Source organism: Promicromonospora sp. NPDC090134, from assembly GCF_044746965.1.
GTDB lineage: Bacteria > Actinomycetota > Actinomycetes > Actinomycetales > Cellulomonadaceae > Promicromonospora.
This window is the reverse complement of sequence record NZ_JBIVCZ010000008.1, coordinates 1-25,827: the sequence shown is the minus strand read 5'-3', so window position 1 is coordinate 25,827 and position 25,827 is coordinate 1. Positions and strand designations below refer to the sequence as shown.

The following is a 25,827-nucleotide window of genomic DNA, read 5'->3' as shown; positions in this document are numbered from 1 at the left end:
CACGCTAGGCGACCGGGGTGCCGTCGGCCACGGGATTTATGCCCGGGCGCCGGCCAGGGCCAGGCGGGCCAGCTTGTCGGCGTCGGCGGACCCGGTGTCCGGGTGGTAGACGACGAGCATCAGGTGCTCGGCGCCGCCGATGCCGAGCCGTTCCCGGTTGACGGTCAGCTCGCCGACGTGCGGGTGGTCGATCCGCAGCGGGGTGCCGCGCTGCCCGCGCACCTCGTGGCGCGCCCAGAGCTCGCGGAACCGCGCGCTGGCGGAGAGCTGCCCGACGAGCTCGACGAACCGCGGGTCGTCGACGTCGGTGCCCGCGGACTGCCGCAGGCTGGCCACGAAGCACTCCGTGACGTTCGCCCACTCCGGGTAGAGCGCCTGGGCGGACGGGTCGAGGAACAGGTCCCGCAGCTGGTTGCCGCCCACGTCCAGGCGCGGGTCGACCGCGCGGGCCAGGGCGTTCGAGGCCACGACGTCGAAGTACCGGCCCTCGATGAACGCCGGCTGCACCAGCGAGTCCAGGAGCTTGCGCGCGCCGTCGGGCACGGCCTGTTCGCCCGGGTGGTGCCCGCGCTGCCGGACGCGCTGCCCGGGGGCGTCGGCGACGAGCGTGCGCAGGTGCGCGAAGTGGGCGTCGTCGAGGTGGAGCACGCGCGCCAGGGACTCCAGCACCTGCACGGACGGGTTGCGGTCGCGCCCGCGCTCCAGCCGCAGGTAGTAGTCGGCGCTGATGCCGGCGAGCATCGCGACCTCCTCGCGCCGCAGCCCGGGCACCCGCCGGGTGCCCGTCTCGGGGAGGCCCGCCTGCCGGGGCGTGACCAGCTCGCGCCGCGCCCGCAGGTACGCACCCAACGGGTTGGCCGCATCGCGCAGAGGGGGTCCTGCCACACCCCGGTCTCCGGAGGGTCCTGGCTGGTCGGTGTGGCCGCTCATAGCGTGTCCAACGGCCCGACCGGGCCGCATATTTCGGGAGGACACGCATGACCGTCACGCTGATCACCGGGGCCAACAAGGGCATCGGGTACGAGACCGCCCGGCAGCTGCTGGAGCGGGGCCACGACGTCTGGATCGGCGCCCGCGACGCCGAGCGGGGAGCGCGGGCCGCCGCGACGCTGGGCGCCCGGTTCGTCCAGCTCGACGTGACCGACGACGCGTCGGTCGCCGCCGCGCTGGCGACCATCGACGACGCCGCGGGCCGGCTCGACGTGCTGGTGCACAACGCGGGCGTCCTGGACACCACGCTGGACGGCCCCACCGCGCTGCGGTCCTTCGACACCAACGCGGTGGGGATCGTACGTGTCACCGAGGCGGCGCTCCCCCTGCTGCGCCGGTCGCCGAACCCCCAGGTGGTGACCGTCTCCAGCAGCGCCGGCTCCTTCTGGGCCGTGACCAACCCCGAGCGGCCGGAGTACAACCTGCCGATCGCGCTGTACGCGGCGTCCAAGGCGGCGGCCACCATGCTGACCGTGCAGTACGCCAAGGCGCACCCCGGCATCCGGTTCAACGCCCTGGAGCCCGGCACCGCCGCCACCGACATGACCGCCTCGTTCGGCATCGGCCGCGCACCCGAGGAGTCGGCCGCCGTGGTCGTGGAGCTGGCGACCCTCGGCCCGGACGGCCCGACCGGGACCCTCCGGGACGAGAACGGGCCGCTCCCGTTCTGACCGGGCCGGGCGCTCAGGCCAGGTCCGCGAGCTCCTTCTCGAACCGGGTGCGCAGCGCCGCCTTCTCGGCGGGCGGCAGCCACGCGGCCTCGACGCCGGCGAGCGCCATCTGGCGCAGCCGGTCGTCGGGCACCGCGAGGTCGTCTGCCAGGATGCGGTACTCGCCCGCCAGCGTGGTGGGGAACATGCCCGGGTCGTCGGACGCCGGGATCACGTTGAGCCCCGCGTCCAGCATCGCGGCGATGGAGGCCCGCCGCCACGGCCGCCACGAGCGGCGCGACGTCGTGGAGATCACCGTGAACGGCACCTGCTCGTCGCGCACCCGCGCCACGACGTCGTCGTCCTGCAGGACGAAGTAGCCGTGGTCGATGCGGTCGCAGCCGAGCACGTCCAGGCAGGTGATGGTGTTCACCGCGACCGGGGCGTGCTCGGACGAGTGCGCCGTGCGGCCCAGGCCTGCCTCGCCGGCGAGCCGGTAGGCCGCCGCGAACCGCTCCGGCGGGCCTGCCGTCTCCAGGTTGTCCAGGCCGATCCCCGCGACGTACTCGTGCGGGTGGTCGACGACGGTGCGCACGCGCTCCAGCGCGTCCTCACCGGAGCCCGACCGGTCGATCGCGGCGATGAGCCGGCCCGACATGCCGAAGTCGCGCTCGGCCATCCGGATGCCCTCGGCGTACGCCTCGACCGACCCGAGGTAACCCAGGGAGGCCAGGTGCTCGGGCACGGCGTCGAAGGACACCTCGAGGTGGCGCGTCGCGCTCGTGCGGTGCGCCGCCTCGAAGGCCTCGTAGGTGATCCGGGTGAGGTCGTCGGCGTCGCGCAGCACCTGCGTGACCCAGCGGGAGGCCTGGAACAGCGAGTACGAGACCTCGGGCTCGTCCGCGCTACGGCCCTGCGGCACCGGGATGCGGGTGTCGCGGTACAGGTCCGGGTCCGGCGGCAGGGAGTTGATGTCCGCGAAGATCCGCTCGGGCTCGGCCGGCAGGTCGAGGCCCTCACGCCGGGCCAGCTCCGCGAAGGTGCCGGCCCGGACGGTGCCGATGAGGTGGCAGTGCAGGTCGACCTTGGGCATGCGGTCCAGCGCGGTGCCGGTCGGTTCAGTGTTCATGTCAGTGCTCGTCATGGTGTCGGGCCCGGTCAGCCGGCCGTCACCTCACGGGCGAACCGGTCCACCCACTCGCCGCGCGTGGGCACGAGCTCCGCCGGGTCGAGCGTCGAGTAGCCGGCCGCGACCGGGTCGGCCGCGATGTCGCCCACGACCGCCGCGATCGAGTCCGGCACGGTCGCGGCGGGGTTGACGGGCAGGTCGCCCACGAGCTCGGCGGACTTCGTCTGGGCCGCGGCCGAGAGCAGGTAGTCGATGAACTGGTGCGCGCCGTCCGCGTTCGGGGCGCCCGCGGGGATCATGGCGCGGTTGGTGGCCATGTACCGGCCTGTGGCCGGCGGCGTCCAGGCGTACGGCTCGCCCGAGGCGACCAGGTCGGTCGCGAAGCCGCTCAGGGAGTCCGCGGCGACGATCTCGCCCTGCGTCAGCAGGTTCGTCACCTCGGTGGACGACGAGTAGAACTGCAGGATCCCCGGGGCCCAGCCGCCGAGGGTGTCCAGCGCGGTGTCGATGTCGTACGGCCCGTCACCGTAGGTCTCCCCCACGCCCGAGATCATGAGCTGCCCGGCCGTGACCGAGATGTCCGGCAGCGCGAGGCTCCCGGCGAGCTGGTCGTCGCCGTACAGGTCCCACTGCGCGGCCTCCTCGGCCGAGAGCGCCTCGGTCGAGTAGATGGTCCCGTTGAGCTGGTAGCTGTAGGCGGGGCCGTCGTAGCCGTCCTCGAGCGCGAAGTCGGCCACCTCGTCCAGGGACGGCACCTTCGCGGCGTCGACCTCCTGGAACAGGTCGCTCTCCTGGCCGAGCGCGGCGTAGTAGTCGGAGATCAGCATGACGTCGATGCCGGAGTCGTCCCCCGCCACCTGGAGCTGCGAGAGCCGGTCGGCGTTCGAGCCGGTCTCCACCTCGACCTTGATGCCCGTCTTCGCGGTGAACGGGTCGATCACCGCCTCCTGGAACTCCTCCACGCCGAACGGGAACGTGGAGACGACGATCGTGTCCTCGGCCGCGGCGTCGTCCCCGGCGGAGCAGCCGGAGACCAGCAGGGCGGTGGCCGCGAGGCCTGAGGCGAACGCCGTGGCGCGGCGGGCGGACGGTGCCGCGGCGCGGCGGGCAGGCACAGCGTGGGTCATGACAGTCCTTCGGTTGCGGGTTCGGCGGTCAGGAGGGCCAGGCGCGCCCGGGGCGCGAGCAGGCGGACGCGGTCGCCGGCCGACGGCGCCGGCCCGGTCGCGGCGTCGGCCCGGTGGTCGGCCAGCAGTCGCACGGGCGCGCCGGCCGGGTCGGTGGCGTCGAGAGTGACGAGCAGGTCGACGCCGCGGTAGGCGACGTCGGCCACGACCGCGTCGAGCGCGACGGCGCCGTCGGCCTGCCCGTCCAGCGGGGTGTCCGCGGGAAGGACGCGCAGGTGCTCGGGGCGGACGGCGGCCTCGCGGCCGTCGGCCAGGGTCAGGAAGTTCTCGTAGCCGAGGAACTCGGCGACGAACTTGTCGGCCGGCGCGGGGAAGACGTCGCGGGGCGCGCCGGTCTGCACGACCTTGCCGGCGCGCATCAGCACCATCTCGTCGGACATCTCCAGGGCCTCGTCCTGGTCGTGCGTCACGAGCACGACCGTCAGCCCGGTCTCCGACTGGATGCGGCGGATCTCGGCGCGCATCTGCACGCGCAGCCGCGCGTCCAGGTTGGACAGCGGCTCGTCGAGCAGCAGCAGCCGGGGCCGGATGGCGATGGCGCGGGCCAGCGCGACACGCTGCTGCTGGCCGCCCGAGAGCTGCTTGGGCTTGCGGTCGCCCAGGTGCCCCAGCCCCACGAGCTCCAGGGCCTCCCCGGCCCGGCGCCGCCGCTCGGCCGCGGGCACCTTGCGCATCGTCAGGCCGTAGGCCACGTTGTCGGCGACCGTCAGGTGCGGGAACAGCGCGTAGGACTGGAAGACCATGCCCAGGTCACGCTTCTCCGGCGGGGTGCGGGTCGCGTCCTGGCCGTCGATCAGGATGCGGCCCGACGTCGGCGAGGCGTACCCGGCGAGCATGCGCAGCGTCGTCGTCTTGCCGCAGCCGCTGGGGCCCAGCAGCGTGGTCAGGCGGCCGCGCGGGATCCGCAGGTCGATCGAGTCGACGGCGGTGAAGCTGCCGAACCGCTGGGAGACGCCGACGAGCTCGGCGGCAGGGGTGGTCATCGGTTGATTCCTCCGAAGATCTTGGCGAAGCCGACCGTGCGCTCGGCGACGACGGCCACCACGACCGTCGCGGCCAGCACGAGCGTGGACGCGGCGGCGACCATCGGGTCGTAGCTCTGCTGGACGTAGTCGAGCATCGTGACGGGCAGCGTCCGGAAGTCGCGGGTCTGCAGCAGCAGCGACAGCGGCACGTTGTTGAACGAGGTGACGAAGCCGAGCAGCCCCGCCGAGATGAGGCCCGGACGCAGCATCGGCAGCGTCACAGTGACGAACGCCCGCAGCGGCGAGGCGCCCAGGCCGCGGGCCGCCTCCTCCAGGGCCGGGTCCGCCAGCGCCAGGGACGCCCCGGTGACGCGCACGGCGTAGGGCAGCAGCAGCGCCGTGTGACCGAGCAGCAGGGTGGTGAAGTTGTCCAGGTGCAGGCCGATCATGAGCTGCTGGTACAGCGCGAGGCCCACGACCAGCTCCGGCACCACGAGCGGCGACAGGAACAGGCCCTCCAGCAGCCCCTTGCCGGGGATCCTGCCCCGGTGGATCGCCAGCGTGACCGGCACGCCGAGCACCAGGGCCAGCGCGGTGGCGAGCACCGCGAGCTCCAGGCTGGAGACCACGGCCTCCGTGAACGGCGAGTACGCCACCGCCTCGCCGAACCACTTCAGCGACAGCCCCTCGGGCGGGAAGCGCAGCGTGCTGCCGGCGGTGAACGCCGTGGCCACGACGAACAGGATGGGCACGATCATGATCACGTAGCCCGCCACGGCGAGCGTGCCGGCCACGGGGTGGCGCAGCGTGACGGTTCGGCTCATGAGGTGGCCCCCTTCCGGCCGACGAACGCCGAGATCCCGGAGACCAGGAAGACCAGCACCGTCATCACGATCGCCGTGGCCGACGCCGCCGCCCAGTCGACCGTGACGCTCGCGTAGGAGAAGAGCTGGGTCGAGAGCATGCGCTGGCTCGAACCGCCGAGCAGGTAGGGCGTGGTGTACGCGGTGACGGAGCCCGCGAACACCAGCGTGGCCGCGACCACGATGCCGGGCAGCGAGAGCGGCACCAGGATGGTCCAGAACGAGCGGGTGCGGCTGGCGCCCAGGCCCCGGGCCGCCTCGTCGAGCCCGGGATCAACCTGCGCGACGGCGGAGTAGCAGGTGATGACCGCCAGCGGCAGGAAGAGCTGGACCAGGCCCAGCACGATCGCCAGCTCCGTGTACAGGAGCTGGGGCGCCTTCTCCACGAGGCCCAGGCCGGTCAGGAGCTGGCCGATGACGCCGTTGGAGCCGAGCACCACCAGCCAGCCGAACGTGCGCACCACGTTGCTCAGCAGCAGCGGGAAGATCGCCAGCGCGAGCAGCACGCCCGCCCACCGGGACTGCGACCGGGCCAGCAGCGAGGCGATCGGGAACCCGAGCACCACGCACAGGGCGGTGACGATCAGGCCGATGCGCACGGTGCGCCAGATGATCCCGAGGTCGTAGGGGTCGGTGAGCATCGCGCCCATGCGCTCGATCACCTGGGCGAACGTCACGCCGGGCGGGGCGAACAGCATCGCGACCGCCGGCAGCAGGAACCCGACGAGCAGGAACGCCAGCCCCGGCAGGAGCAGCAGGATTGTGGAACGTGCTCGCACGAGCCGTCTTTCGTTGATGGAACCGGTTCCATCGGACCCTAAGGCATGTGCGGCCGCGCTCCTGCAATCCCGCGTTAACTTCCTGTTACACGCACGGGCAGAGCGGGCGGAAACGGTTGCATCGGCCGTCTAGAGTGTGCGCAACGACCAAGGAGGTACGGGTGCCTGATCTGTCCGACGTCGCCGCGGTGGCCGGCGTCTCCAAGGCGACCGCGTCACGCGCGCTGAACGGGAGCGGCCTGGTGGCCCCCGAGACCGCGGTGCGCGTGGTGGCCGCGGCCGCCCGGCTCGGCTACGTGCCCAACCGCGCGGCGCGCGAGCTCGCGCGCGGGCGCACCGGCATCATCGCCATCGTCGTCCCCACCCTGGACAACACCTTCTTCACCCCGATCATCGCGGGCGCCCAGGCGCGCGCCGAGGAGGCGGGCCTCCAGCTCACCGTGGCCGTGCACGCCCTGGACTCCGCGGACGCCGTCGAGCGGCTGTCCCGGCAGGTCGACGGGTTCCTCGTCGTCGCGCCGCGCGGCACCGACACGCTCGTGGCCGGGATCGGCGCGGCCAAGGCCGCCGTCCTGGTGGACCGCGAGATCGACGGGATGACGTCGGTCGTGGCCGACACCGCCTCCGCCTTCGGCACCCTGACCACCCGGCTCGCCGCCGAGGGACACCGGCGCATCGTCTACGTGGGCGGGCCCGAGGGGTCCTGGCAGGACCGGCAGCGCACCGCCGCCGTGCGCGACGCCGCGCAGCGGGCCGGCGCCGAGCTCACCGTGCTCGGCCCGCGCCCGGCGACGTTCGTCGCGGGGGTCGAGGTGACGCCGGCCGTGGTCGAGACGGGAGCCACCGCCGTCGTGCCGTACGCGACGTCCATCGGGCTGGGTCTGCTGCTGGCGCTGGGCACGCGCGGCGTCGAGGTGCCGCGCGACCTGGTGGTGAGCACGGAGCCCACGGTCATCGAGGCGCTCGGCCTGGAGCACACGCCCGCCATCGACGTGGACGGCGAGGAGCTGGGCCGCACCGCGATGGACCTGCTGGCGCGCCAGCTCGACGGACAGGACGAGACGGGGCGTCAGGTGCGGCTGCCGGTGCCCGTGCGGGGCTGACGCCGGCCGCGGCCCGTGCTCAGCGCAGCACGATCACGAGCTGCGTGAGCAGGGGCGCCACCACGAGGGCGGGCAGCAGGTCGCCGACCGGGATCTGCTTGAGGTGCAGCAGCCGCAGGCCGATGCCCACCAGCATGAGGCCGCCCGTGGCCGTGAGCGCGGCGATGTGCGCGTCCGGCAGCACGGACCCGAGCAGCACCCCGGCCAGCGTGACCAGACCCTGGACCACGCCGACCGACACCGCGGAGAGCAGCACCCCGACGCCGAACGACGACGCGAACGCCAGCGCCGCGAAGCCGTCGAGCACCGACTTGAGCAGGAGCTGGTCGATGCCCCGGCCCAGCCCGTCGGACAGCGACCCCAGGATCGCGAGCGGCCCGACGCAGAACAGCAGCGACGCGGTGAGCCAGCCCTCGATGAAGCGCTCCCGCGCCGCGGGGTCCTGACCGGTCTCGCTCGTGTCGATCAGCACGGGACGGTGGGACGTGCGCCGGCCGCCCGAGCGCCGGGCCAGCCAGCCCTGGATCGTGCCGGCCAGCCCTTCCAGGCGATCCTCGATGCGGAGCAGCGAGCCGGTGATGCCGCCGATCAGCAGGGAGCCGAGCACGATCAGCACGGGCGCGCCCGAGCCCGTGGCGGAGACGAAGGCCGCGTCGGTGACCGCGACCGCCGACAGCGCGGCGACCAGCAGGGTCACGAGGCCGAGGATGTCGGTCACGACCGCGTGGGTGCGCTGGGGCAGCCGGTGCCCCACCGCCATGCCGAGCAGCGACCCGACGACGATCGTCCCGACGTTGACAAGAGTGCCCAGGCCCGGGAAGTCGACGTTCACCGCGCGAGCCTACTGCGGCGCCGCGGACTCGCCGCTCGACCGCTCAGCCGCTGAGTCGTTCGAAGAGCCCGGAGGTGAGGTCGGTGCCGCTCTCCCCCAGGTCCCAGCCGTCGCCCGCGGACCGGTTGGCCACCCAGAACACGAACACCTCGCCGGCCGGGTCCCGCCCGATCTCGCCGTAGGCCCGCCCGTTGCCGCCGTTGTGCCAGAGAATCCGGGGATCGTCCGGGTCGTCCACGACCCAGCCGTAGGCGTAGTAGGTGTCGTCGGGCGCCTCGCGCACCCGCGGCTCGAACTGCTCGCGCCGTGCGGCCTCGTCCAGCACGGTGTCGTCGCGCAGGGCGACGTGCCAGCGGAACATGTCGCGCGGCGTGGACAGCAGGCCGCCGTTGCCCCGAAGGTTCCAGTACGGGCCGTCGTCGGCCCAGGGGTGGTCCAGCGGCGTGCCCTGCGCGCGGCCGTCCGCGTCGTACTCGACGGCCAGGTGCGCGGTGGACCAGTCCGGCAGCACGTAGCCCGTGCGTGTCATGCCGGCGGGCTGGAACAGGTGCTCGGCGAGGTAGGCCTCGTAGTCCTGGCCCGACGCCTCCTCGACCACGACGGTCAGCAGGCTGTAGCCGACGTTGGAGTACAGGTACGTCTCGCCGGGACGCGACAGCAGCTCCGAGCCCAGCGCCTCGCGCAGGAAAGCGTCGCGGGTCAGCGGCTCGTCGTCCGGACCGAGGCTGTCCGGCAGTCCCGAGGTGTGGGTGAGCAGGTGCTCGATCGTGATCGACCGCTTGTCCGCGGGGACGCCCGGGACGTGGTCCGAGAGCGGGTCTGCGACGTCGAGCAGCCCGTCCATCTCCAGCCGGACGATCGCCGCCGCGGTGAACTGCTTGGTCATCGACATGATGTCGAAGACGGTGTCGCAGCCCGGGCGCTCCCCGCCCGCCGCGTCCTGCTCGCCCGCCGCGTCCTGCTCGCCCGCCGCGTCCTGCTCCTCCGGGGCGCCCCAGCCGCGGCAGACGTCGATCGTCGTGCCCCGCCCGGCGACGAGGGCGCCGCTGGAACCGGCCGGCAGGGTCTCGTCCAGGAAGGGCTCGATCGACTCGACTCCCCCGGCACCGCACCCGGCCAGGCCCGCCAGACCGACCGCCACCGCGAGCACCGCCGCACCGCGCAGCGCCCTCCGCGCTCCTCCCCGCGCGCCCCGTCCCCGCACGCTCTGTCCCTGCGCGCCCCGTCCCTGCGCGCCCCGTCCCTGCGCGCCCCGTCCCCGCGTGCTCTGTCCCCGCGCTCGTCGCGCCGCGTTCGCGTTGTCGTGCCCCGTCGTCACGTGCGTCAGTCTCGCGGGCCGCACCACAAGGTGCACCGAAAACCCGGTGCACCGGCAAGACGTGCGGACGAGCCTCGCGGAGGACGTCGGCGATCGGAGTCCGTTGCTCTGGGTAGACGTTGTCTACTCTCGGCAACCAACCTCGATCGCACGACACTTCTCCGGCGCTCGGCGACAGCGCAGATCGACTGCCACCGCGGTAGCCCCCCGCCGGGGAAACGCCTACGCAGCCGGGAGGGTTACGAGCACGTAGCAGTGCTACCTCTCCGTTACCCCTCCGGCTGCGCAGGTCTTACCCCGGACCAGACGCGGCAGCACCGGCGGCACCGGCGGCACCACGACACGGCGCGAAGCCGCGACCCGGGCTCAGTGCACCGAGAAGCCGCCGTCCACGAAGAGCGAGTGGCCCGTGACGTAGCCCGAGGCGGCGCTGGCGAGGAAGACGGCGGCGCCCGCGAAGTCCTCGGGCACGCCGTTGCGGCCCACGGTGGTGCGGGCGGCGAGCGCCGTGACCTTCTCGGCGTCGTCCTGCAGGTGCTGGTTGAGGGGCGTGAGGACGAACCCGGGCACGAGGGTGTTGGCGGTGACACCGCGCGGGGACCAGGCCTCGGACTGGGAGCGGGCGAGCGACTCGAGGGCGCCCTTGGAGACGCCGTAGACGCCGCTGTCGACGAACGACCGGTGGGCCTGCTGCGAGGAGATGTGGATGAGCCGGCCGAAGCCGCGGGCCGCCATGCCGGGCGCGAACCGCTGCCCGAGCATGAACGGCGCCTCCAGGTTGACGGTCATGGTGACCTCCCAGGTCTCCTGGTCGACCTGGCCGAGGTGGGGGCGCAGGTTGATGCCCGCGCTGTTGACGAGGATGTCGGGCTCGCCGGCGGCCGCGACGATCCCGTCGGCGGCGGCGCGGATGCCGTCGCGGCTGGAGAGGTCGACGACGACGGTCTCCACGTCGCAGCCTCGTTCGCGCAGGCCGGCGGCGACCTCGTCGAGCCGGTCGGCGCCGCGCGCCAGGAGCACGGTGCGCGCCCCCGCCAGCGCGAGCGCCTCGGCGATGGCCCGTCCGATGCCGGAACTGCCGCCGGTCACCACGGCGGTGCGACCCTCCAGGGAGAACAGGGCGGCCAGGTAGTCGTGCATCATCATGTCGCGGACGATACCGGGGGGAGACCGCCTGCCGGGCACGCACGGCGACGTCGTGCGACCAAGGCTTACGCTGCCCGGGTGACCGCGCTGCCCGCCGCCCTGCCCACGCTCGCCGAGCGTTCCGCCGCCCTGCTGGAGGCGATGCGCACGCGCGTGGTCGTGGCCGACGGCGCGATGGGCACGATGATCCAGGAGGCGAACCCGACCCTGGACGACTATCAGGGGCTGGAGGGGTGCAACGAGATCCTGACGGTCTCGCGGCCCGACCTCATCGCCGGGGTGCACGACGCGTTCCTGGAGGTGGGCGTCGACGCGATCGAGTCGAACACGTTCGGGGCCAACTGGTCGAACCTGTCGGACTACGGCATCGACGACCGCATCCGCGAGCTGGCCCGCGAGGGCGCCCGGATCGCGCGCGAGCGCGCCGACGCCCACGCGACGCCGGACCGGCCGCGCTGGGTGCTGGGCTCGATGGGCCCGGGCACCAAGCTGCCGTCGCTGGGGCACACCACGTACGAGCACCTGCGCGACACGTTCGCCGAGCAGGCGGCGGGCCTGATCGAGGGCGGCGCGGACGCGCTGCTGATCGAGACCAGCCAGGACCTGCTGCAGGCCAAGGCCGCGGTGACGGGCTGCCGGCAGGCGATGGCGGAGACCGGGCAGCGGGTCGCGATCATCGTGTCGGTGACGGTGGAGACCACCGGGACCATGCTGATGGGCTCCGAGATCGGCGCGGCGCTGGTGGCGCTGCAGGCGCTGGACATCGATGCGATCGGCATGAACTGCGCCACCGGTCCGGAACAGATGAGCGAGCACCTGCGGCACCTGTCGCAGCACGCCCAGATGCCGGTGGCGTGCATGCCGAACGCGGGCCTGCCGGTGCTCGGTCCGCACGGCGCGTCCTACCCGCTGACGCCGCAGGAGCTGGCCGCCGCGCACACGCAGTTCGCGCGCGAGTTCGGCCTGGGCCTGGTGGGCGGCTGCTGCGGCACCACGCCGGAGCACATGCGCCTGGTGGTCGAGGCCGTGGGCGGGCAGCCCGTCGCCGCGCGCGAGCCCGTACGGGAGAACGCCGTCGCCTCGCTGTACTCCGCGACGGACCTGCGGCAGGAGACGAGCTTCCTGGCGATCGGCGAGCGCACCAACGCCAACGGGTCCAAGGCGTTCCGCGAGGCGATGCTGGACGCCCGCTGGGACGACGTGGTGGACATCGCCCGCGCCCAGACGCGCGACGGCGCGCACCTGCTGGACGTGTGCGTGGACTACGTGGGGCGCGACGGCGTCGCGGACGTGCGGGACGTCGTCTCCCGCCTGGCCTCCGCGTCGACGCTCCCGCTGGTGATCGACTCCACGGAGCCCGCCGTGATCCGCGCGGGCCTGGAGCTGCTGGGCGGCCGCGGCGTGGTCAACTCGGTGAACTTCGAGGACGGCGACGGGCCGACGTCGCGGTTCGGGCGGATCATGCCGGCGGTGGTGGAGCACGGCGCCGCCGTCGTCGCCCTGACGATCGACGAGGAGGGGCAGGCCCGGACCGCCGACGGCAAGGTGGCCATCGCGTCGCGGCTGATCGACACCCTGGTGGGCGACTGGGGCATGCGGGTGGACGACATCATTGTCGACGCCCTGACCTTCCCCATCGCCACGGGCCAGGAGGAGACGCGGCGCGACGCGATCGAGACCATCGAGGCGATCCGGCGCATCACGCGCAAGTACCCCGGCGTGCACACGACGCTCGGCGTCTCGAACGTGTCGTTCGGCCTGAACCCGGCGGCGCGCGCGGTGCTGAACTCGGTGTTCCTGCACGAGGCGACCGAGGCCGGACTGGACTCGGCGATCGTGCACGCGGCGAAGATCCTGCCGCTGTCCTCCATCCCCGACGAGCAGCGGCAGACGGCGCTCGACCTCGTGTGGGACCGCCGCGAGTGGGACGCCGACGGGAACCTGACCTACGACCCGCTGTCCAAGCTGCTGGACCTGTTCGAGGGCGTGGACGCCGGGGCGATCCGGGACGCGCGCGCCGCGGAGCTCCTGGCGCTGCCCGTGGGCGAGCGGCTCGCGCGGCGCATCATCGACGGCGCCCGCAAAGGCCTGGAGCCGGACATCGAGGAGGCCCTGGGCGCCGGGATGAAGGCCCTGGACATCGTGAACGACCACCTGCTGGAGGGCATGAAGGTGGTGGGCGAGCTGTTCGGCAAGGGCGAGATGCAGCTCCCGTTCGTGCTGCAGTCGGCGGAGGTGATGAAGGCCGCCGTCGCGCTGCTGGAGCCGCACATGGAACGGGTCGAGGGCGACAACGGGTCGAAGGGCACGATCGTGCTGGCGACCGTGCGCGGCGACGTGCACGACATCGGCAAGAACCTCGTGGACATCATCCTGACGAACAACGGCTACACGGTGGTCAACATCGGCATCAAGCAGCCGGTGAGCGCCATGATCGACGCCGCGATCGAGCACGACGCCGACGTGATCGGCATGTCGGGGCTGCTCGTGAAGTCGACCGTGGTGATGAAGGAGAACCTGGAGGAGCTGGCCTCCCGCGGGTACGAGAAGCGCTGGCCGGTGCTGCTGGGCGGGGCCGCACTGACGCGCACCTACGTCGAGGACGACCTCGCCGGCGCCTTCCCTGGCACCGTCCGCTACGCGAAGGACGCGTTCGAGGGCCTGCGGCTCATGGAGCCCCTGGTGCGGGTCGCGCGCGGCGCCTCGCCGGACGACGTCGGCCTGCCCGCCCTGCGCAAGCGGCGGCACGGCGTGGTGACGGTGACCCAGACGGCGCCCGAGAACCTGCCCGCCCGCTCCGACGTGGCCGCCGACAACCCCGTGCCGGAGCCGCCGTTCTGGGGCACGCGGATCGTCAAGGGCGTCCAGCTCTCGGAGTACGCGGCGTTCCTCGACGAGCGCGCGACGTTCATGGGCCAGTGGGGTCTCAAGCCCGGCCGTTCCGAGGACGGTGCCTCGTACGAGGAGCTCGTCGAGACCGAGGGCCGACCGCGCCTCGCGGAGTGGATGGACCGCATCCGCACGGACCAGATCATGGACCCGACCGTGGTGTACGGGTACTTCCCGGTGTGGTCCGAGGGGGACGACGTCGTCGTCGCGCACCACGGGGACCTCAACGGGACCGGGGCGCCCGACGGCGGCTCCGGGGGCGAGGTCGGGACCGAGCGGCTGCGGTTCCACTTCCCGCGGCAGCGGCGCGACCGGCACCTGTGCCTGGCGGACTTCGTCCGGCCGCGGTCCTTCGTCGAGGAGACCGGGCGGTTCGACGTGCTGCCGGTGCAGCTCGTGACCGTGGGCGACACGGTGTCCGCGCACACCGCCAAGCTGTTCGAGGCGAACAAGTACCGCGAGTACATGGAGCTGCACGGGCTGTCGGTGCAGCTCACGGAGGCGCTGGCGGAGTTCTGGCACTCCCGGGTGCGCTCGGAGCTGGGCTTCGGGGACGAGGACCCGAAGAACGTGGAGGGCATGTTCAAGCTGGAGTACCGCGGGGCGCGGATGTCGCTCGGGTACCCCGCGTGCCCCGACATGGAGGACCGGCACAAGGTCGTGGAGCTGCTGCGACCGGAGCGGGTGGGCGTGACGCTGTCCGACGAGCTCCAGCTGCACCCGGAGCAGTCCACCGATGCCTTCGTGTTCCACCACCCGGAAGCGAAGTACTTCTCCGTGTGACTAACAAGAGCGAGCCGCATAAGTTTCTCACGAACTGCGACGGCAGCGGGGAGGCCCAGGCGCTCGGAGGCCAAGTGGGAATCATCGTGGCCGCTTCAGCTCTCGCTATCCGGTCCCGACTTCGCCAGCGGACGGCCTGACGCATCAGGAACAGCATCCTCGCGCCATACCGGATGTCCCTACGTCGCCCCACCTGATCGCGCCGTGTGGGTGAACGGGACTTTTCACGCTGGGCTATCCGGGCGCGTCCCGCTAGCCTGACCTGGCTCTTCCCTGCACCTGCCCGCCCGTGATGCACCGGAAGGATCAACGTTGCCAACGATCACGTTCCAACCCGTTCTCCGCGATATCAAGGACATTCTTAAGTCCGACTACTACGAGATCCCTCGGTTCCAGCGGCCTTACTCGTGGGGGCAGGAAAACCTCGACGAGTTCTGGACCGACGTCGTCGACAGCAACGACGATGGTTACTTCATCGGTCCGATGGTCGCGTTCCAGACTCAGCGTGACACCTTCCCGATCGTGGATGGGCAACAACGCATTACGACCCTGACGCTCATGCTCTGCGCATTGCGCGACATGTTTGTCGGGATCGGGCGGACCGATCTTGCCGACGGCGTGACGAAGTACATCGAGCGCACGGACGACGACAACATCGACCACTTCGTTCTGAAGTCGGAGCCCGCAGGGACCTTCCTAGCCTCGCAGGTGCAGATGCGGGCGCCCCGAACGGTGGTGCAGCCGGCTAACGAGGACCAGACGAACATCAAGCGGGCTTTCGCTGACATTACGACGCGCCTGTCTGAGGAACGTCCCGCCGTCGCTGGCGGCGTTCGTCTCGAGGATGACCATGACTACGTCATCAGACTCAAAAGAATTCGAGACCGCGTACTATCACTGCAGGTAATCTGGATCGTATTGGACAACGTCGACGACGCGTACATGATCTTCGAGACCTTGAACTCCCGAGGTCGCGACCTTGACGTCGTGGACCTCCTGAAAAATCTACTGATGTCGCAGTTGAAGGCGGAGAACGGCGACCTCGACCTTCCCGCCGAACAGTGGCAGGTCATGCGGGAGACACTCGCCGAGGCTGGAAATGGTGTCAATCCCAACACGTACATCCTCCACTGGTGGCTCTCACGCAACGCGTACGTCTCCGAACGAAAGCTCTTCCGCCGGATCAAGGCAGACAAGTTCGGGGGCATGAGCACTGAAGACACGATCAAAGCGCTCGTTGATGATGCAGCGCTATACGCGCGAATCGCCAACCCTAACGGTTGGTCGTGCCTAGCAGAGGAACTTGGCGTAAAGGAGTCGCTTGTCGCTTTAGAGATCTTTGCAGTTCGACAGCCGCGCCCACTCCTCCTCGCGCTCCTTCGCGCACACACAAGAGGGGTAATCAAACTCAAGAAGCTCCGTCAAGCGATGACCGCGGTCGAGAACTTTCACTTCATCACGACTGCAGTCGTCGGTGCGAGCAGCACTGGTGGCCAGAGCCAGATGTACGCGCGGTATGCACGCGAGGTCTCAGCCGCAGCAGATCCCCAGACCGCGGGCCTGATCGTGGACAAACTCGTCGAGCAACTGCGGAAGGGGATCTCCACCCGCGCCACGTTCGAGGCGGAGTTCGCGAGGGTTCTCCAGTTCACCGAGAAGTCGTCTCGCACAAAGCGCCTCGTCCAGTACACGCTGCGCAAGATGCATGATGCTGCCGGACTCCACACTGCCATCGACCATGCAAAGTGCAACATCGAGCACGTCGCGCCGCAGAGTGGCGGACAGCCATGGGTCGGGATGATGGGCAACCTTCTGTGGCTCGACCAGAAAGTCAACAGCGAAATGGACAGCCTACCCTTCGAGAAGAAGCGAGACATTCTGGCGAACTATTCGAAAATGTTCGACGTCGCGGACATTGCGATCGAGCCGACGTGGGGTCAGCACCAGGTGCAGGCTCGAACTGCGCGCCTGGCGACACGCGCGTACGACAAGGTGTGGCACTTCTAAGAATGCGTCGTCGGTACCGCGTTTCTCCACGGCAGATCGCGTTGGGATGCCACGCAACGACCTGAGCCAGAGTCGTCAGCCCTGACACGCCCGGAGAGGGCGTACTTCTGGAATCACCGCTGCCGATTTGATACCTCCGCACGTTGCGGCACGTCGGTCCTGGAGCGCCGCTTCAACCAGGTCCGCCGCTGACTCGGCTGGCTGGTGCTCCCAGACGCGGATCACCAGCCAGCCCAGGGCTTGCAGCACACGGTTGGTGTCCGCGTCCCGTGCGGCGTTCGCGGCAAGTTTCGTACGCCACCACTCCGAGTTGGAGCGGGGCCGAGTCCCGTGCTCCGGACAGCCGTGCCAGAAGCATCCGTCGACCATGACGGCGACCTTCGCCCGGGTGAACGCGATGTCAATGGTCCGTCGACGCTGACCGGGCACCGGGTACGCCACTCGATATCGCAGTCCACGGGCGTGCAGCTCCCGACGCAGCGCGATCTCCGGCTTTGTGTCTCGGCGGCGCGCCGATGACATCCGCTCCGAGATTCCGTCCGATGACGGACCGGGATGGCGCGGCACGCTCTGAGCGGCCATCGCTAGGCGTGACACCTCAGTCAGGGTCAGATCCTCGCGCTCGTTCATCAGGTCCCCCATGCAGCGATCATGCACCAGTCCCGCAGGACCGTGAACAGCCACCGAGCCAAATAACACTGGCGGCGCTCGTGAACGGAATGGTCAACGCCATGCGCGACTCGCCTCCGACATGAGCCGTTTGGCGATCGGCTCCATGTCCGTCGTGGGGTTGATCTCTCCGTCAATCTGTCGCGGTAGCGCCACCCGAAACTTGATCGAGTCCGTCTCGACGTGAGTGATGTTGTCGACGTCGGAACCTCGCAACACTCGGATCCGGGGATCGAGCATGTCGTAGAGGCGTTCAAAGGTGGACATGAACCTGCGCGAGTACCGTGGCTCTTGCTGGTCGTGCGCGTGATCGTAGCCAATGCCTGCGTCCCCGCCATACTGCCTCAGCCGGGCAAGAAAACGCTCCTGGGTCTCTAAGGCCACCCGGCCCACTATCTCCTCGACGAGCGCCGGGATCGAGGTACCGCCCACTGCTTCGCCGGGTAGCCACCTGATGCCAATGCTCAGGAGGTACAACGCAGTCTCGGGCTCGTCCTTGACACCGTGGCCGAGTTCGACTTGATGGATACCTTGGACCGCGTGCGTAGAGGACGGCCCAGAGGTCGCCTTGACCTCGACTCCGATCGGACCGAGCTGAATGTCTCGCGCCGACGGGACGCTCCCGTACCAGCACTCGACGACGCCATCCGGGTCCGAACTCTGACGAGTGAGCGCCTCAAGGAGCAGAAGCTCTCCCGCGAGGCCGGTCAGGACCTCGTTGCCGAGCATCTGGCGATAGAGCAGGGCAGCCACGACCGGCTCGGTGCGGCTGAAGGCTTCCTGCGGGTCACCCTGCAGTCCGTTCGCCAACAGTTCCGCGCAGATGAATGCTGCTACACCGGGCAGGTTCGATGACTCGGGCAGAACCAGACGGTTCGCCTGCAGCGCGTCACCGTCCACGTTCGCCCAGGACTGGTGCTTGAGCGTCTCACGCAGGATGGCGGTCGTCGCTCTGATCTCACGTCCTGCGATGAAGATCTCGATGGACCCATTCTCGTCACGAGCTACGGCAGCCGAGTGGATCGGGTCGGCCCAGATCAGATCGCGCTGCCCAGGGCGTGGCGCATACGGATGCTGCTCCAGCTTGGCGCGCAGCCACTCGAAGGATGTCGTCCTGTCGTTCTCCATCGTCACGCCCCCGATCGTGCTCGGATGTGGTCTGGACCGCCCAGTGGCACGCTCACGCCAGCAGCAATCGTCTGGTGGCCATCGAATCGGTCGACGACGTGGAACAGGATCAGCCCGTCCGACCCTGGCAACCGAGCCCCCGTGGGTGTTACCTGGGGCTCGATCCCACGGGCGACAAGATCGAAGAGGTCGTCACCGCGGATGACATCGCCACTGTAGTTCCGAGAACCCCACGACGCGTCGAGGTCATTCGTCCCCTCCACGACCCTTCTGAGCATCGGGCGCACCGGCCAGGCGACGTTGGTGAGCGGGCCATCCACGACCGCCTCCCCGTCACCGAACCGAAGACCTACCCAAAAACGCGGCTGACGCCTCACCAAGAGGTCCCGTTCGATGAGGCTCCACCTCACCGACGGCTCGTCCGTGGATGTCAGTCCCGGAACGCGCCGCGAGACCACTGCCGACCAAAGTCGGAGGTATGCCGCGATCGCGTACGGCGACTCACTGCCTAGATCTCGCGACCCCTCCACGTCGGGCGCTCTGTAGAGCGGAAGGGACTCGTCAGTCGCTGGGATCTGCGCATGGTTTGCAACTGACTGCCACCGGGAGGCCTCTAACCCGCTCGAGCCTGGACCATGGTCGACGTACCGAAGTCTCTCAAGCAGACCGGCAGCATCCGTGAGACTCAATGGATCGGGCAAGAGCAGGCCGCGCTTGGCGGACCCGGCGGGCACTGCGAGCACCTCACCGGCGAAGAGGTTGGAGACAAGTCCTAGGTTGTCCCCATCAGCACCTGCCGGGTTCATGTGTCGGACGAACGGCCGCGGTCCAGGGAACAGTGGTTCGGCGCGCAGGTTCGCAATCTTCCCTGTCGCTCGGAATGTCCGCCCCTGGAGGATCGTGAGGTCTGGGACTGTGCCCGAATCCATAGCCCGCAGGACGTCACGCCGTAGAGCCTCGTCGTTCTCGTGGTAGTCCATGAACAGGTTGAGCTGATCCCTCGGCATGAGTACACGGCAGAGATCGATATATCCGCCCCGGTAGCCGAACCAGCGCTGCATCTGCATCTGCGTGTCCGCGAGCGGCGTCGACGCACTCCTCGTAAAGAGAGTCGTCATGAGACCTTCGAGCGTGAGCCCCCGGGACATGACATTCCCGGAGACGAATATCGTCGATATGTTCGCCGGTGCGCACCAAACGCCGTTCGCGTCCCTCCGAGGCGAGAACTCTGGGCGGTCGTCAGCCCGCTCGTCGCTGTTGATGACGGCGACCCTTGTCCCGGGCGCGATCTCCTCGAGGATGAGACGGCGGACCACGTCCCACGCTTCGGGAACCGGCCTCGGGTCCGTCAGCGTGAGGAGTTCATCTACCTTGGCGGTTCCACTGCGGTAGCGATCGAGCCATGTGACCCACGCGTCACGGCGCTCGTCCATGTCCCGGACAAGGCCCTCTGTGCCGAGGTCACGCCCTTGCGCGCCTACGTTTACTCCGTCGCAATGGTCCTCGGTGTGGCCCCCCGCCCAGGCAATCACGGCGTCTGCGACGTCGAAGTGACTCTCTTTCGCGGATGAAGGGTTGATCAGCATGGACATGGGGTCTATGACTATGGCCTTCGCTTCATTCCAGGATCTGAAGCGGCTCCCTCGGGCGCTGTATGGGCCCACACGGCCCTGAGACCGGTTCAGACGGATGGCAGCGGCGACGAGGAAGCCTCGCACGGCGTCAGGGACGAGTGAGGCCGGGTCAGCATCGTCTGTAGGCAGACAGAGAGGGACGTCTGCGAGTGCCTTGTAGTAGATCTCGCCCCCGGTGTACCAGCCTCTGATCCCGTCGGGGATGCGGTAGCCGGACTCACGAACGACAGGGTCACCGGAAGGGCCAGGTGTTCGGAGGCTGGCGACGAAGTCGGTAGGCGCGAGAGGGTTGGTGTCGTCCTGGAGGAAGTTTGCCTGAGGTGTCGCGGTGTATGCCAGATAGGTCGCATAGACGTTGGCCTGCACGGTCTCGCCACGCTGCTGGCGCGACTCCCACAGGTCAACGATCCGGCGAGGGATTTGCTTGCGACGGACGTCGATCTCGTCCAAGCCCTCGGCTGATGCATCGACGACGGACGAGTCGTCAGCCTCGTCATCGATGACGAGAAGGTGGAACGGCTCGTCTCGTTGCATGGCGAGCGGGTAGACGACGTCGCGCAGGTTGCGACCTAGTCGTTCCAGGTGCGCGGTGTTCTTCATCGCTACGGCGATGATCGGGCGCCGTCGCTGCAGCGCGCGTTTCACGCCTGAGTCGCTCAGTGAGTAGAGCAGGCTGAGGTCCGAGCCATCGAGCTCCGAGCCTTCCCCTGCGGGAATCCTGAGCCGGCGACGGGTCGCGTTCGGCTGAGTGTCAAGTTGTCCGAGGAATCGCTCGAACGTCTGGATCCAAAGTGTCGTTCGCGTGCCCCCGAGGATGACGAGTGCGTCGACGCCCCGGTCAAGTGCCATGGCTGCGACAGCCAGCATCGAGGCTGTCTTGCCCGACTGCACAGCGCCCATGACAAGTCCTCGACGCTCACGCGTCGCTGGCCAACGTGAGGCTGTTGGCTCACCGGCGCCGAAGATGCCGTGATCGACGATGTAACGAGCATCGGCTTCGATGACCTCGCGGCTCGTTCCTCCGATGCCTGACGCCGCGAGGCGGTCAGCGTAAGCGGTCCACCAGCTGTCGGATTCACCCGGCTCTCTGACGAGCGTGACCCGCTCGACGCCGTGGTGCGCGCCGTCGTGCGCATTCATGCGCGGACGAAGCCGTCGGGCGCCTCGCTCTTCCCGACCAGCGTCCGCAGGCCCGACGCACCGAACCGGTCGGCGAGGGCGGCGTGCGCCGTCTCGGGATCGACACCTAGTTTCGCTAGGAGCTCACCGACGACAAAGCCGATCCACCGCCACTGGTCCCTGGACTGGTTCTTTCGTGGCTTGCCCCAGGTCCCGGAGGCCTTCCTGATTTCTGGGACCGCGTCCTCGAAGATGTCGACGAGCTCGTCCCCGAGGACGGCAGATGCCGCTGACAGGGCGACGAGGCTGGCGACCAGGCGCAGTTCCTGCCACTTGCCCGAGCCGTTGTCACTGCCGCTCCGGAACCGCTTCGGCCATGCTTCGGCGGCGCAGGCGTGCGCGTCGAGACCGTGATCGAGCAGGAGCATCGCACGGCGAACGGTGTCAGAGGCCCGGAGCGGATCACGGCGGTCGTTGGTGACCCGCTGGAGCAGCGCATTGATGTGCGCGGCCGTCGAGCGGGTGATGCCGTCCTTCCCGGCGTCGTCGAGGAAGAGCGCGGCAGCGACCCACGACAGGATCTTGGTGCGCTTGTAGCCTACGTCGCCAAACTCGTACCGGGTCAGGACGGCGCCTGTCGAGGCGAGGTCGTCCCAGTCGGGCAGGAGGAAGGGTGCAACAGCCTCCACGTCCTTCGAGTCGCCCGCAGTGACCAGGAGCGCGCGCATCAGATCGAGCTCGTGGTACAGCGCGTTACGAATCTCCTCGGCGTTGAGGTGCTTGCCCTGTTTGTTGTAGAGCGAGAACACCTCGTGAATCTGCGCTGTCGTGACCTTCTTGTACTTGATGACCGGGATCTTGTAGTCCGAGGCGAGCTCGAACACGTCAGATACGGGCAATGGCTGGCCCTGCATCTCGATCAGTTCGTCACGGATCTGGCTGTAGTACTTGCCGCGGAGCTTTTCGCGATCTCCCGTCAGGGGGTTCCTACTGTCGGCCGTATCCGTCGCGCGCAGCGCAAACGGAAAGTGATATTGCCGCTCCACCTGAGCGGTCAATCGCTGAGGCTCGTGCTCCGCCCAGAGCGACTTGAACGCCGGGTAGTCCTTCTGGAAGGTGCCCAGAGCGTCGGATACGCCCCACTCGTCGGCCTTAGCGGTCACGATCTTGATCGCATTGGGGTGTGCCCCGATGAAGCGAAGGACCGAGGTCAGCCGCTGCTTGCCATCCACGACCTCGTACGCGGTGCGGCCGGCAGCGACCTTCTCGAGGATGATGACCGAGGGCAACGGGATGCCACGGAGGATCGACTCGATGAGCCTCTGCGCGTCGCCCGTCGGCCAGACGTCGGCCCGCTGGTAGGAGGGGCTGAGATCGAGTTGTCCGTTGCGTGCGCGTTGCACGAAGGTCTGGATAGGCCAGGTGTCAGCGACAGCATCGATCTGTCCGCTCTGTTCGATACCCTCGTCCTCGATCACCTCGTCCCAGGAGTCGACCCAACGCTGAGACGCGCTCTCCTCGGTTACCGCGCCCTCTGTGGTCTCCTCCATCGTCGCCAGGAACTCGTCTCGAAGCGCGAGTGCTCGGTCGAGGCGCTGTTCCAGCGAACCGAGCAGTTCATCCATGGCGACAGGACCATCAAGGCCGAGCAGGTGAGCGAGGTTGCTGTCGAAGGCTTCAGCAGAAGAGGTGTCCAACGCGCCAGCCAGGTGGAGCCACGACTGGACGTCGCTCAGGCGATCTCGCCAACTGCCATCGTCGAACCGGACGGCCTCCGGACCGAATTGCGCCGACACAGGGCCGAAGTCCTCCGGCACAGGGCCGGACTGGCTCAATCGTGCGAGGTAGTCAGCAACGTCCCGCTCGAGCTCAGTAAGATCCTGGGGCATCAGTTCTTCCTTGTTGTGCTGGGCTTTCTGCCTGATTCCTGCGGAGAGGAGCCGCTCAACCAGCGAAGTCGCCTCGGGAGCTTCGACCGATGCGATCCTGGCGCGGCTCGCCGCGTCGACGAGACGGTTCATTCCCAAGAGCGTGACCGTGTCGCCGGCCGACCAGCAGCCCGCGTCCCACTCAGTGCCGAGGGCGCGCGCAAGACTCTCGGCGCACTTGTGTTTGGAGCGCACCGACGTGAGGTCGAGGCCAATCGCGGCGCCGAGCGCCTCGAACGCCGATCGCTTCTCCGTGCTGCCAGGGCCGAGCGGTTCTGGGGTCCAGTCAGCGAGCAGGTACATCCTGGCGACCGCGGCAGCCTTCGACCTGGCGCTGACGTAGTCCACCGACAAGACTCCTGACTGATCGCGACAATGACCTCGATCACAGTACACATCGCCCCCATGCCGACCGCGTCACCTGTGGGTGAACCGCCGCGTCAGGTGGGTGAAACTAGGCTCCGTATCACAAGAAGGGCGACGGTCGACCTAGATCAGCGTCGCGAGTCGCGGGTCGGCGTCCTCAAGGTCGTCGACGATCGCGCCTGCCAAGGTGAGCGGCGCCCTCTCCCCGGCTACCGCAGCCAGCGAGGCGGCGTCCTCGTCGATACGCCAAGCCCTGTGCGCCCTGGAGTGCTTGAGCAGGACTCCGAGCCCCGTACCACCATCAAGCTCGACGTTCCCGAAGTGGTGCTTCATGAAGCGGACCAGCGCGTACTGGACGGTACCGACATGCACGGCGTTACCGAACTGCTTGTAGGACTGACCGTCAGGCTGCCCGACCCGCTGCATCGCCTTGAAGACATGATCGGGGAACCCTTGTACCCGGCCGGCCTCGTAGGGCGTCAGCCTGCGCTTGTCCTTTCCTAGGATGGGGGCCTGGTTGATAGCGACGAGTGCCGGCGTGTATGTCGCCTTCTTAACCCGGATACCTGACGGTCGGACCTGGATGAGACATTCGCTCAGAGACGTCGCATCCTGCGCCTGCCACTCGAATTTTCGCCATGCCTTGTTCTTGAGCTCCGTGATCCGATCGAGCAATGAAACACCTGCTGGCCCATCAAGGACGTCGACGTAATCTGTCACGAACCGGCTCGATTTGTCGAGGAACTCGACCTTCCACGGCCGTGCCTTCGCGCCAGGCACTTCGTGCGCCCGCGCGTCAGCCCTCTCCTGCGCTGCCCAGGCCTCATCCTTGACGTTGAACCAGATCGGGTGGCCGGGAAATCGAGAGCCCCGCGAGTTGGGCTTGTGCTGTGCACTAGCGCTCACCTTCTTCACCAGAGTCTCGTAGACACCGAACCAGTCGTCAGTCTTGGTGAGCTTGTACTGCTCGATGTCACCAAGAAGGCGGGACACCTCCCTGGCCCGGTCAGAAAGCTGCGGATCCTTCAAAGCGCTCTCTACCCACTCATCAGTGATGGCCGCAGGCGCATCACGCTCCGAAAGACGGGTCTCTGTTAGGCGCCACTCGTCCGGCGACCAGCCGGGCGACCTTACAGGTCCTGTGAACGGTCTATCCGAGCCAGTCAACAGGTCGTTCCGTACAGCGAGGATGTACACGCGCTCTCGGCTCTGCGGCCCGCCTCCCATCTCGGGCGAGAGGAAGTGCGGCGAGAAAATGGTCGGGTCGGGATTGACAACGTACCCGAGCTGTTTGGTAAGAGTCTCGATGATCGTTCGGTACGTCGTCTTCTTGTGGGCGGGTCCGACTAGATTCTTGACATTCTCCAGAAAGATGATCTTCGGTCTGCGGATCGCCACGATTACCAGGATGTTGTAGAACAGCGTTCCGCGGACCTGGTCAAGAACACCTTCTTGCTTACCAGACTTGCTGAACGCCTGGCACGGAAATCCAGCGGCAAGGACATCAAAGTCCTTCGGGATATTTGTGAGCTTGATCTCACCGCGCTCAGCACGTTCCACGAGTTCACTCACCGTGTGGCCCGTGTCGAGCGGGACGTCATCGTTGATGTCGACGGTAGGCTCTTTGTCGAGCTCCTTGTCCAGCCAGGCCGCCTGGTACACCCGACGGGCAGCAGGGTCCTTCTCCGCCACGTAGACGCATCGACCACCCAGGCCCGAGAGCGCGGCGTGGAAACCGCCGATGCCTGCGAAGAGGTCGATGAACGTGAACGCGTCGTCCGTCACAGGTCTCCCGTCGATGGCTGCGACGCCACCCAGAAGAACTCCTGGCGCCACAACTGAGTCAAAGCTTGCTCTTTACGTTTCGTAGCTAACCAGCCACCAACCCCGGCGCGCAACCCGCCGCGCAGTCGAACGATCAACATCACCCCACATTGACAGTGCCTCGTGATCAGGGCTGCCATGTTCGCAGTGTCGGATCGTACGAGCGCACGTCCACGTCTCAGGACCTCAGAGGCTACCTCCTCCCAGAGCGCCATGTGATTGCTGGCGGGACCGTCGATCCGCGCACCCGATGGGCGTCTAAAGGACGCGTAACGCCAAGCAGGACGAGTCCTGGCAGTGCACTCGGGTGACAGGTGGGTCGGCGATGTCGGGACTGCTGCATGGGTAGGTGACAAGTGGTCTCGGGCGGCGAGCGCGACCCAGGTGTCTCCGGATCGCATTGGTCTGCCATGCCCGACACTAAGAGCCCTATTCAGCGGTGCCGAGGGTCTCATGAGTGCTTCACGTCCTGACCTACATCGGCGCTGGTCAAGGGCAAGGGTCGGCAGGTAGCGCAA

General features: G+C 68.7%; 19 protein-coding genes. 4 read left to right on the top strand and 15 right to left on the bottom strand.

The features are described from left to right. Positions 1–36: 36 nt before the first annotated feature. The gene (locus ACIPN7_RS20575; protein WP_400546498.1) at positions 37–885 is read right to left on the bottom strand and encodes a helix-turn-helix domain-containing protein; all 849 of its coding nucleotides are present in this window, start codon (positions 883–885) and stop codon (positions 37–39) included. A gap of 92 nt (positions 886–977) precedes the next feature. Here ACIPN7_RS20575 and ACIPN7_RS20570 point away from each other — a divergent pair, with 92 nt between their 5' ends. Beyond that, complete coding sequence (locus ACIPN7_RS20570) at positions 978–1,661, top strand: SDR family NAD(P)-dependent oxidoreductase (protein ID WP_400546495.1); 684 nt, start codon at positions 978–980, stop codon at positions 1,659–1,661. 13 nt (positions 1,662–1,674) lie between these two features. On the opposite strand, the gene ACIPN7_RS20565 is transcribed toward ACIPN7_RS20570, so the two are convergent. Genes ACIPN7_RS20565 through ACIPN7_RS20545 form a run of 5 tightly spaced genes read right to left on the bottom strand, consistent with a single transcriptional unit; the run spans position 1,675 to position 6,563 of the window. Continuing rightward, positions 1,675–2,769: an adenosine deaminase gene (locus ACIPN7_RS20565; RefSeq protein WP_400546492.1), complete on the bottom strand. Its 1,095-nt coding sequence runs from the start codon at positions 2,767–2,769 to the stop codon at positions 1,675–1,677. A gap of 29 nt (positions 2,770–2,798) precedes the next feature. Further along, positions 2,799–3,896, bottom strand: coding sequence for a PotD/PotF family extracellular solute-binding protein (locus ACIPN7_RS20560; protein WP_400546489.1), 1,098 nt, complete (start codon positions 3,894–3,896; stop codon positions 2,799–2,801). Beyond that, complete coding sequence (locus ACIPN7_RS20555) at positions 3,893–4,939, bottom strand: ABC transporter ATP-binding protein (protein WP_400546486.1); 1,047 nt, start codon at positions 4,937–4,939, stop codon at positions 3,893–3,895. The genes ACIPN7_RS20560 and ACIPN7_RS20555 overlap by 4 nt, the downstream gene beginning before the upstream one ends. Then, the gene (locus ACIPN7_RS20550; RefSeq protein ID WP_400546483.1) at positions 4,936–5,745 is read right to left on the bottom strand and encodes an ABC transporter permease; all 810 of its coding nucleotides are present in this window, start codon (positions 5,743–5,745) and stop codon (positions 4,936–4,938) included. The genes ACIPN7_RS20555 and ACIPN7_RS20550 overlap by 4 nt, the downstream gene beginning before the upstream one ends. Continuing rightward, a complete protein-coding gene (locus ACIPN7_RS20545; RefSeq protein WP_400546480.1) occupies positions 5,742–6,563 on the bottom strand; it encodes an ABC transporter permease in 822 nt (273 codons plus the stop codon). The genes ACIPN7_RS20550 and ACIPN7_RS20545 overlap by 4 nt, the downstream gene beginning before the upstream one ends. Positions 6,564–6,724: 161 nt before the next feature. Here ACIPN7_RS20545 and ACIPN7_RS20540 point away from each other — a divergent pair, with 161 nt between their 5' ends. After that, the gene (locus ACIPN7_RS20540) at positions 6,725–7,666 is read left to right on the top strand and encodes a LacI family DNA-binding transcriptional regulator (protein ID WP_400546477.1); all 942 of its coding nucleotides are present in this window, start codon (positions 6,725–6,727) and stop codon (positions 7,664–7,666) included. 19 nt (positions 7,667–7,685) lie between these two features. Here ACIPN7_RS20540 and ACIPN7_RS20535 read toward each other — a convergent pair whose 3' ends face one another. The 3 genes from ACIPN7_RS20535 to ACIPN7_RS20525 form a co-directional block, all read right to left on the bottom strand. Continuing rightward, a complete protein-coding gene (locus ACIPN7_RS20535) occupies positions 7,686–8,498 on the bottom strand; it encodes a DUF554 domain-containing protein (RefSeq protein WP_400546474.1) in 813 nt (270 codons plus the stop codon). 43 nt (positions 8,499–8,541) lie between these two features. Next, entirely contained in the window at positions 8,542–9,816 is a 1,275-nt protein-coding gene (locus tag ACIPN7_RS20530; protein ID WP_400546471.1) for a serine hydrolase domain-containing protein, read from the bottom strand. Positions 9,817–10,182: 366 nt separating this feature from the next. Then, positions 10,183–10,962 carry an SDR family NAD(P)-dependent oxidoreductase gene (locus ACIPN7_RS20525; protein WP_400546468.1) on the bottom strand — a complete coding sequence of 260 codons (780 nt, stop codon included), beginning with the start codon at positions 10,960–10,962 and terminating at the stop codon, positions 10,183–10,185. A gap of 141 nt (positions 10,963–11,103) precedes the next feature. Between ACIPN7_RS20525 and metH the strand changes: the two genes are divergently transcribed. Together metH and ACIPN7_RS20515 are read left to right on the top strand one after the other, a co-directional pair. Next, positions 11,104–14,634 (top strand): methionine synthase, encoded by a 3,531-nt coding sequence (gene metH / locus ACIPN7_RS20520; RefSeq protein ID WP_400547210.1) that lies wholly within the window; start codon positions 11,104–11,106, stop codon positions 14,632–14,634. A gap of 312 nt (positions 14,635–14,946) precedes the next feature. After that, on the top strand, positions 14,947–16,641 hold the full coding sequence (locus ACIPN7_RS20515; RefSeq protein ID WP_400546465.1) for a DUF262 domain-containing protein: 1,695 nt from the start codon (positions 14,947–14,949) through the stop codon (positions 16,639–16,641). A 75-nt stretch (positions 16,642–16,716) separates the two neighbouring features. Here the strand turns inward: ACIPN7_RS20515 and ACIPN7_RS20510 are convergent, their stop codons facing one another. The 6 genes from ACIPN7_RS20510 to ACIPN7_RS20485 form a co-directional block, all read right to left on the bottom strand. Next, positions 16,717–17,283: a very short patch repair endonuclease gene (locus ACIPN7_RS20510; protein WP_400546462.1), complete on the bottom strand. Its 567-nt coding sequence runs from the start codon at positions 17,281–17,283 to the stop codon at positions 16,717–16,719. Positions 17,284–17,364: 81 nt separating this feature from the next. Next, positions 17,365–18,438, bottom strand: coding sequence for a PD-(D/E)XK motif protein (locus tag ACIPN7_RS20505; RefSeq protein ID WP_400547207.1), 1,074 nt, complete (start codon positions 18,436–18,438; stop codon positions 17,365–17,367). 2 nt (positions 18,439–18,440) lie between these two features. Next, entirely contained in the window at positions 18,441–21,212 is a 2,772-nt protein-coding gene (locus ACIPN7_RS20500; RefSeq protein ID WP_400546459.1) for a Z1 domain-containing protein, read from the bottom strand. Continuing rightward, positions 21,209–23,467, bottom strand: a complete 2,259-nt coding sequence (locus ACIPN7_RS20495) for a DUF262 domain-containing protein (RefSeq protein WP_400546456.1) — start codon at positions 23,465–23,467, stop codon at positions 21,209–21,211. The genes ACIPN7_RS20500 and ACIPN7_RS20495 overlap by 4 nt, the downstream gene beginning before the upstream one ends. Positions 23,468–23,608: 141 nt before the next feature. Continuing rightward, positions 23,609–25,270: a DNA (cytosine-5-)-methyltransferase gene (gene dcm, locus ACIPN7_RS20490; RefSeq protein WP_400546453.1), complete on the bottom strand. Its 1,662-nt coding sequence runs from the start codon at positions 25,268–25,270 to the stop codon at positions 23,609–23,611. Then, positions 25,267–25,449: a hypothetical protein gene (locus ACIPN7_RS20485; RefSeq protein WP_400546450.1), complete on the bottom strand. Its 183-nt coding sequence runs from the start codon at positions 25,447–25,449 to the stop codon at positions 25,267–25,269. The genes dcm and ACIPN7_RS20485 overlap by 4 nt, the downstream gene beginning before the upstream one ends. Between the last annotated feature and the right edge of the window lie 378 nt (positions 25,450–25,827).

What these genes read in the sequence shown, in the direction of transcription:
- ACIPN7_RS20570 (WP_400546495.1), top strand. Translation starts at nt 978, where the DNA reads ATGACCGTCACGCTGATCACCGGGGCCAACAAGGGCATCGGGTACGAG.
- ACIPN7_RS20565 (WP_400546492.1), bottom strand. Translation starts at nt 2,769, where the DNA reads ATGAACACTGAACCGACCGGCACCGCGCTGGACCGCATGCCCAAGGTC.
- ACIPN7_RS20560 (WP_400546489.1), bottom strand. Translation starts at nt 3,896, where the DNA reads ATGACCCACGCTGTGCCTGCCCGCCGCGCCGCGGCACCGTCCGCCCGC.
- ACIPN7_RS20555 (WP_400546486.1), bottom strand. Translation starts at nt 4,939, where the DNA reads ATGACCACCCCTGCCGCCGAGCTCGTCGGCGTCTCCCAGCGGTTCGGC.
- ACIPN7_RS20550 (WP_400546483.1), bottom strand. Translation starts at nt 5,745, where the DNA reads ATGAGCCGAACCGTCACGCTGCGCCACCCCGTGGCCGGCACGCTCGCC.
- ACIPN7_RS20525 (WP_400546468.1), bottom strand. Translation starts at nt 10,962, where the DNA reads ATGATGATGCACGACTACCTGGCCGCCCTGTTCTCCCTGGAGGGTCGC.
- metH (WP_400547210.1), top strand. Translation starts at nt 11,104, where the DNA reads ATGCGCACGCGCGTGGTCGTGGCCGACGGCGCGATGGGCACGATGATC.
- ACIPN7_RS20510 (WP_400546462.1), bottom strand. Translation starts at nt 17,283, where the DNA reads ATGGGGGACCTGATGAACGAGCGCGAGGATCTGACCCTGACTGAGGTG.
- ACIPN7_RS20505 (WP_400547207.1), bottom strand. Translation starts at nt 18,438, where the DNA reads ATGGAGAACGACAGGACGACATCCTTCGAGTGGCTGCGCGCCAAGCTG.
- ACIPN7_RS20500 (WP_400546459.1), bottom strand. Translation starts at nt 21,212, where the DNA reads ATGAATGCGCACGACGGCGCGCACCACGGCGTCGAGCGGGTCACGCTC.
- ACIPN7_RS20485 (WP_400546450.1), bottom strand. Translation starts at nt 25,449, where the DNA reads ATGGCAGCCCTGATCACGAGGCACTGTCAATGTGGGGTGATGTTGATC.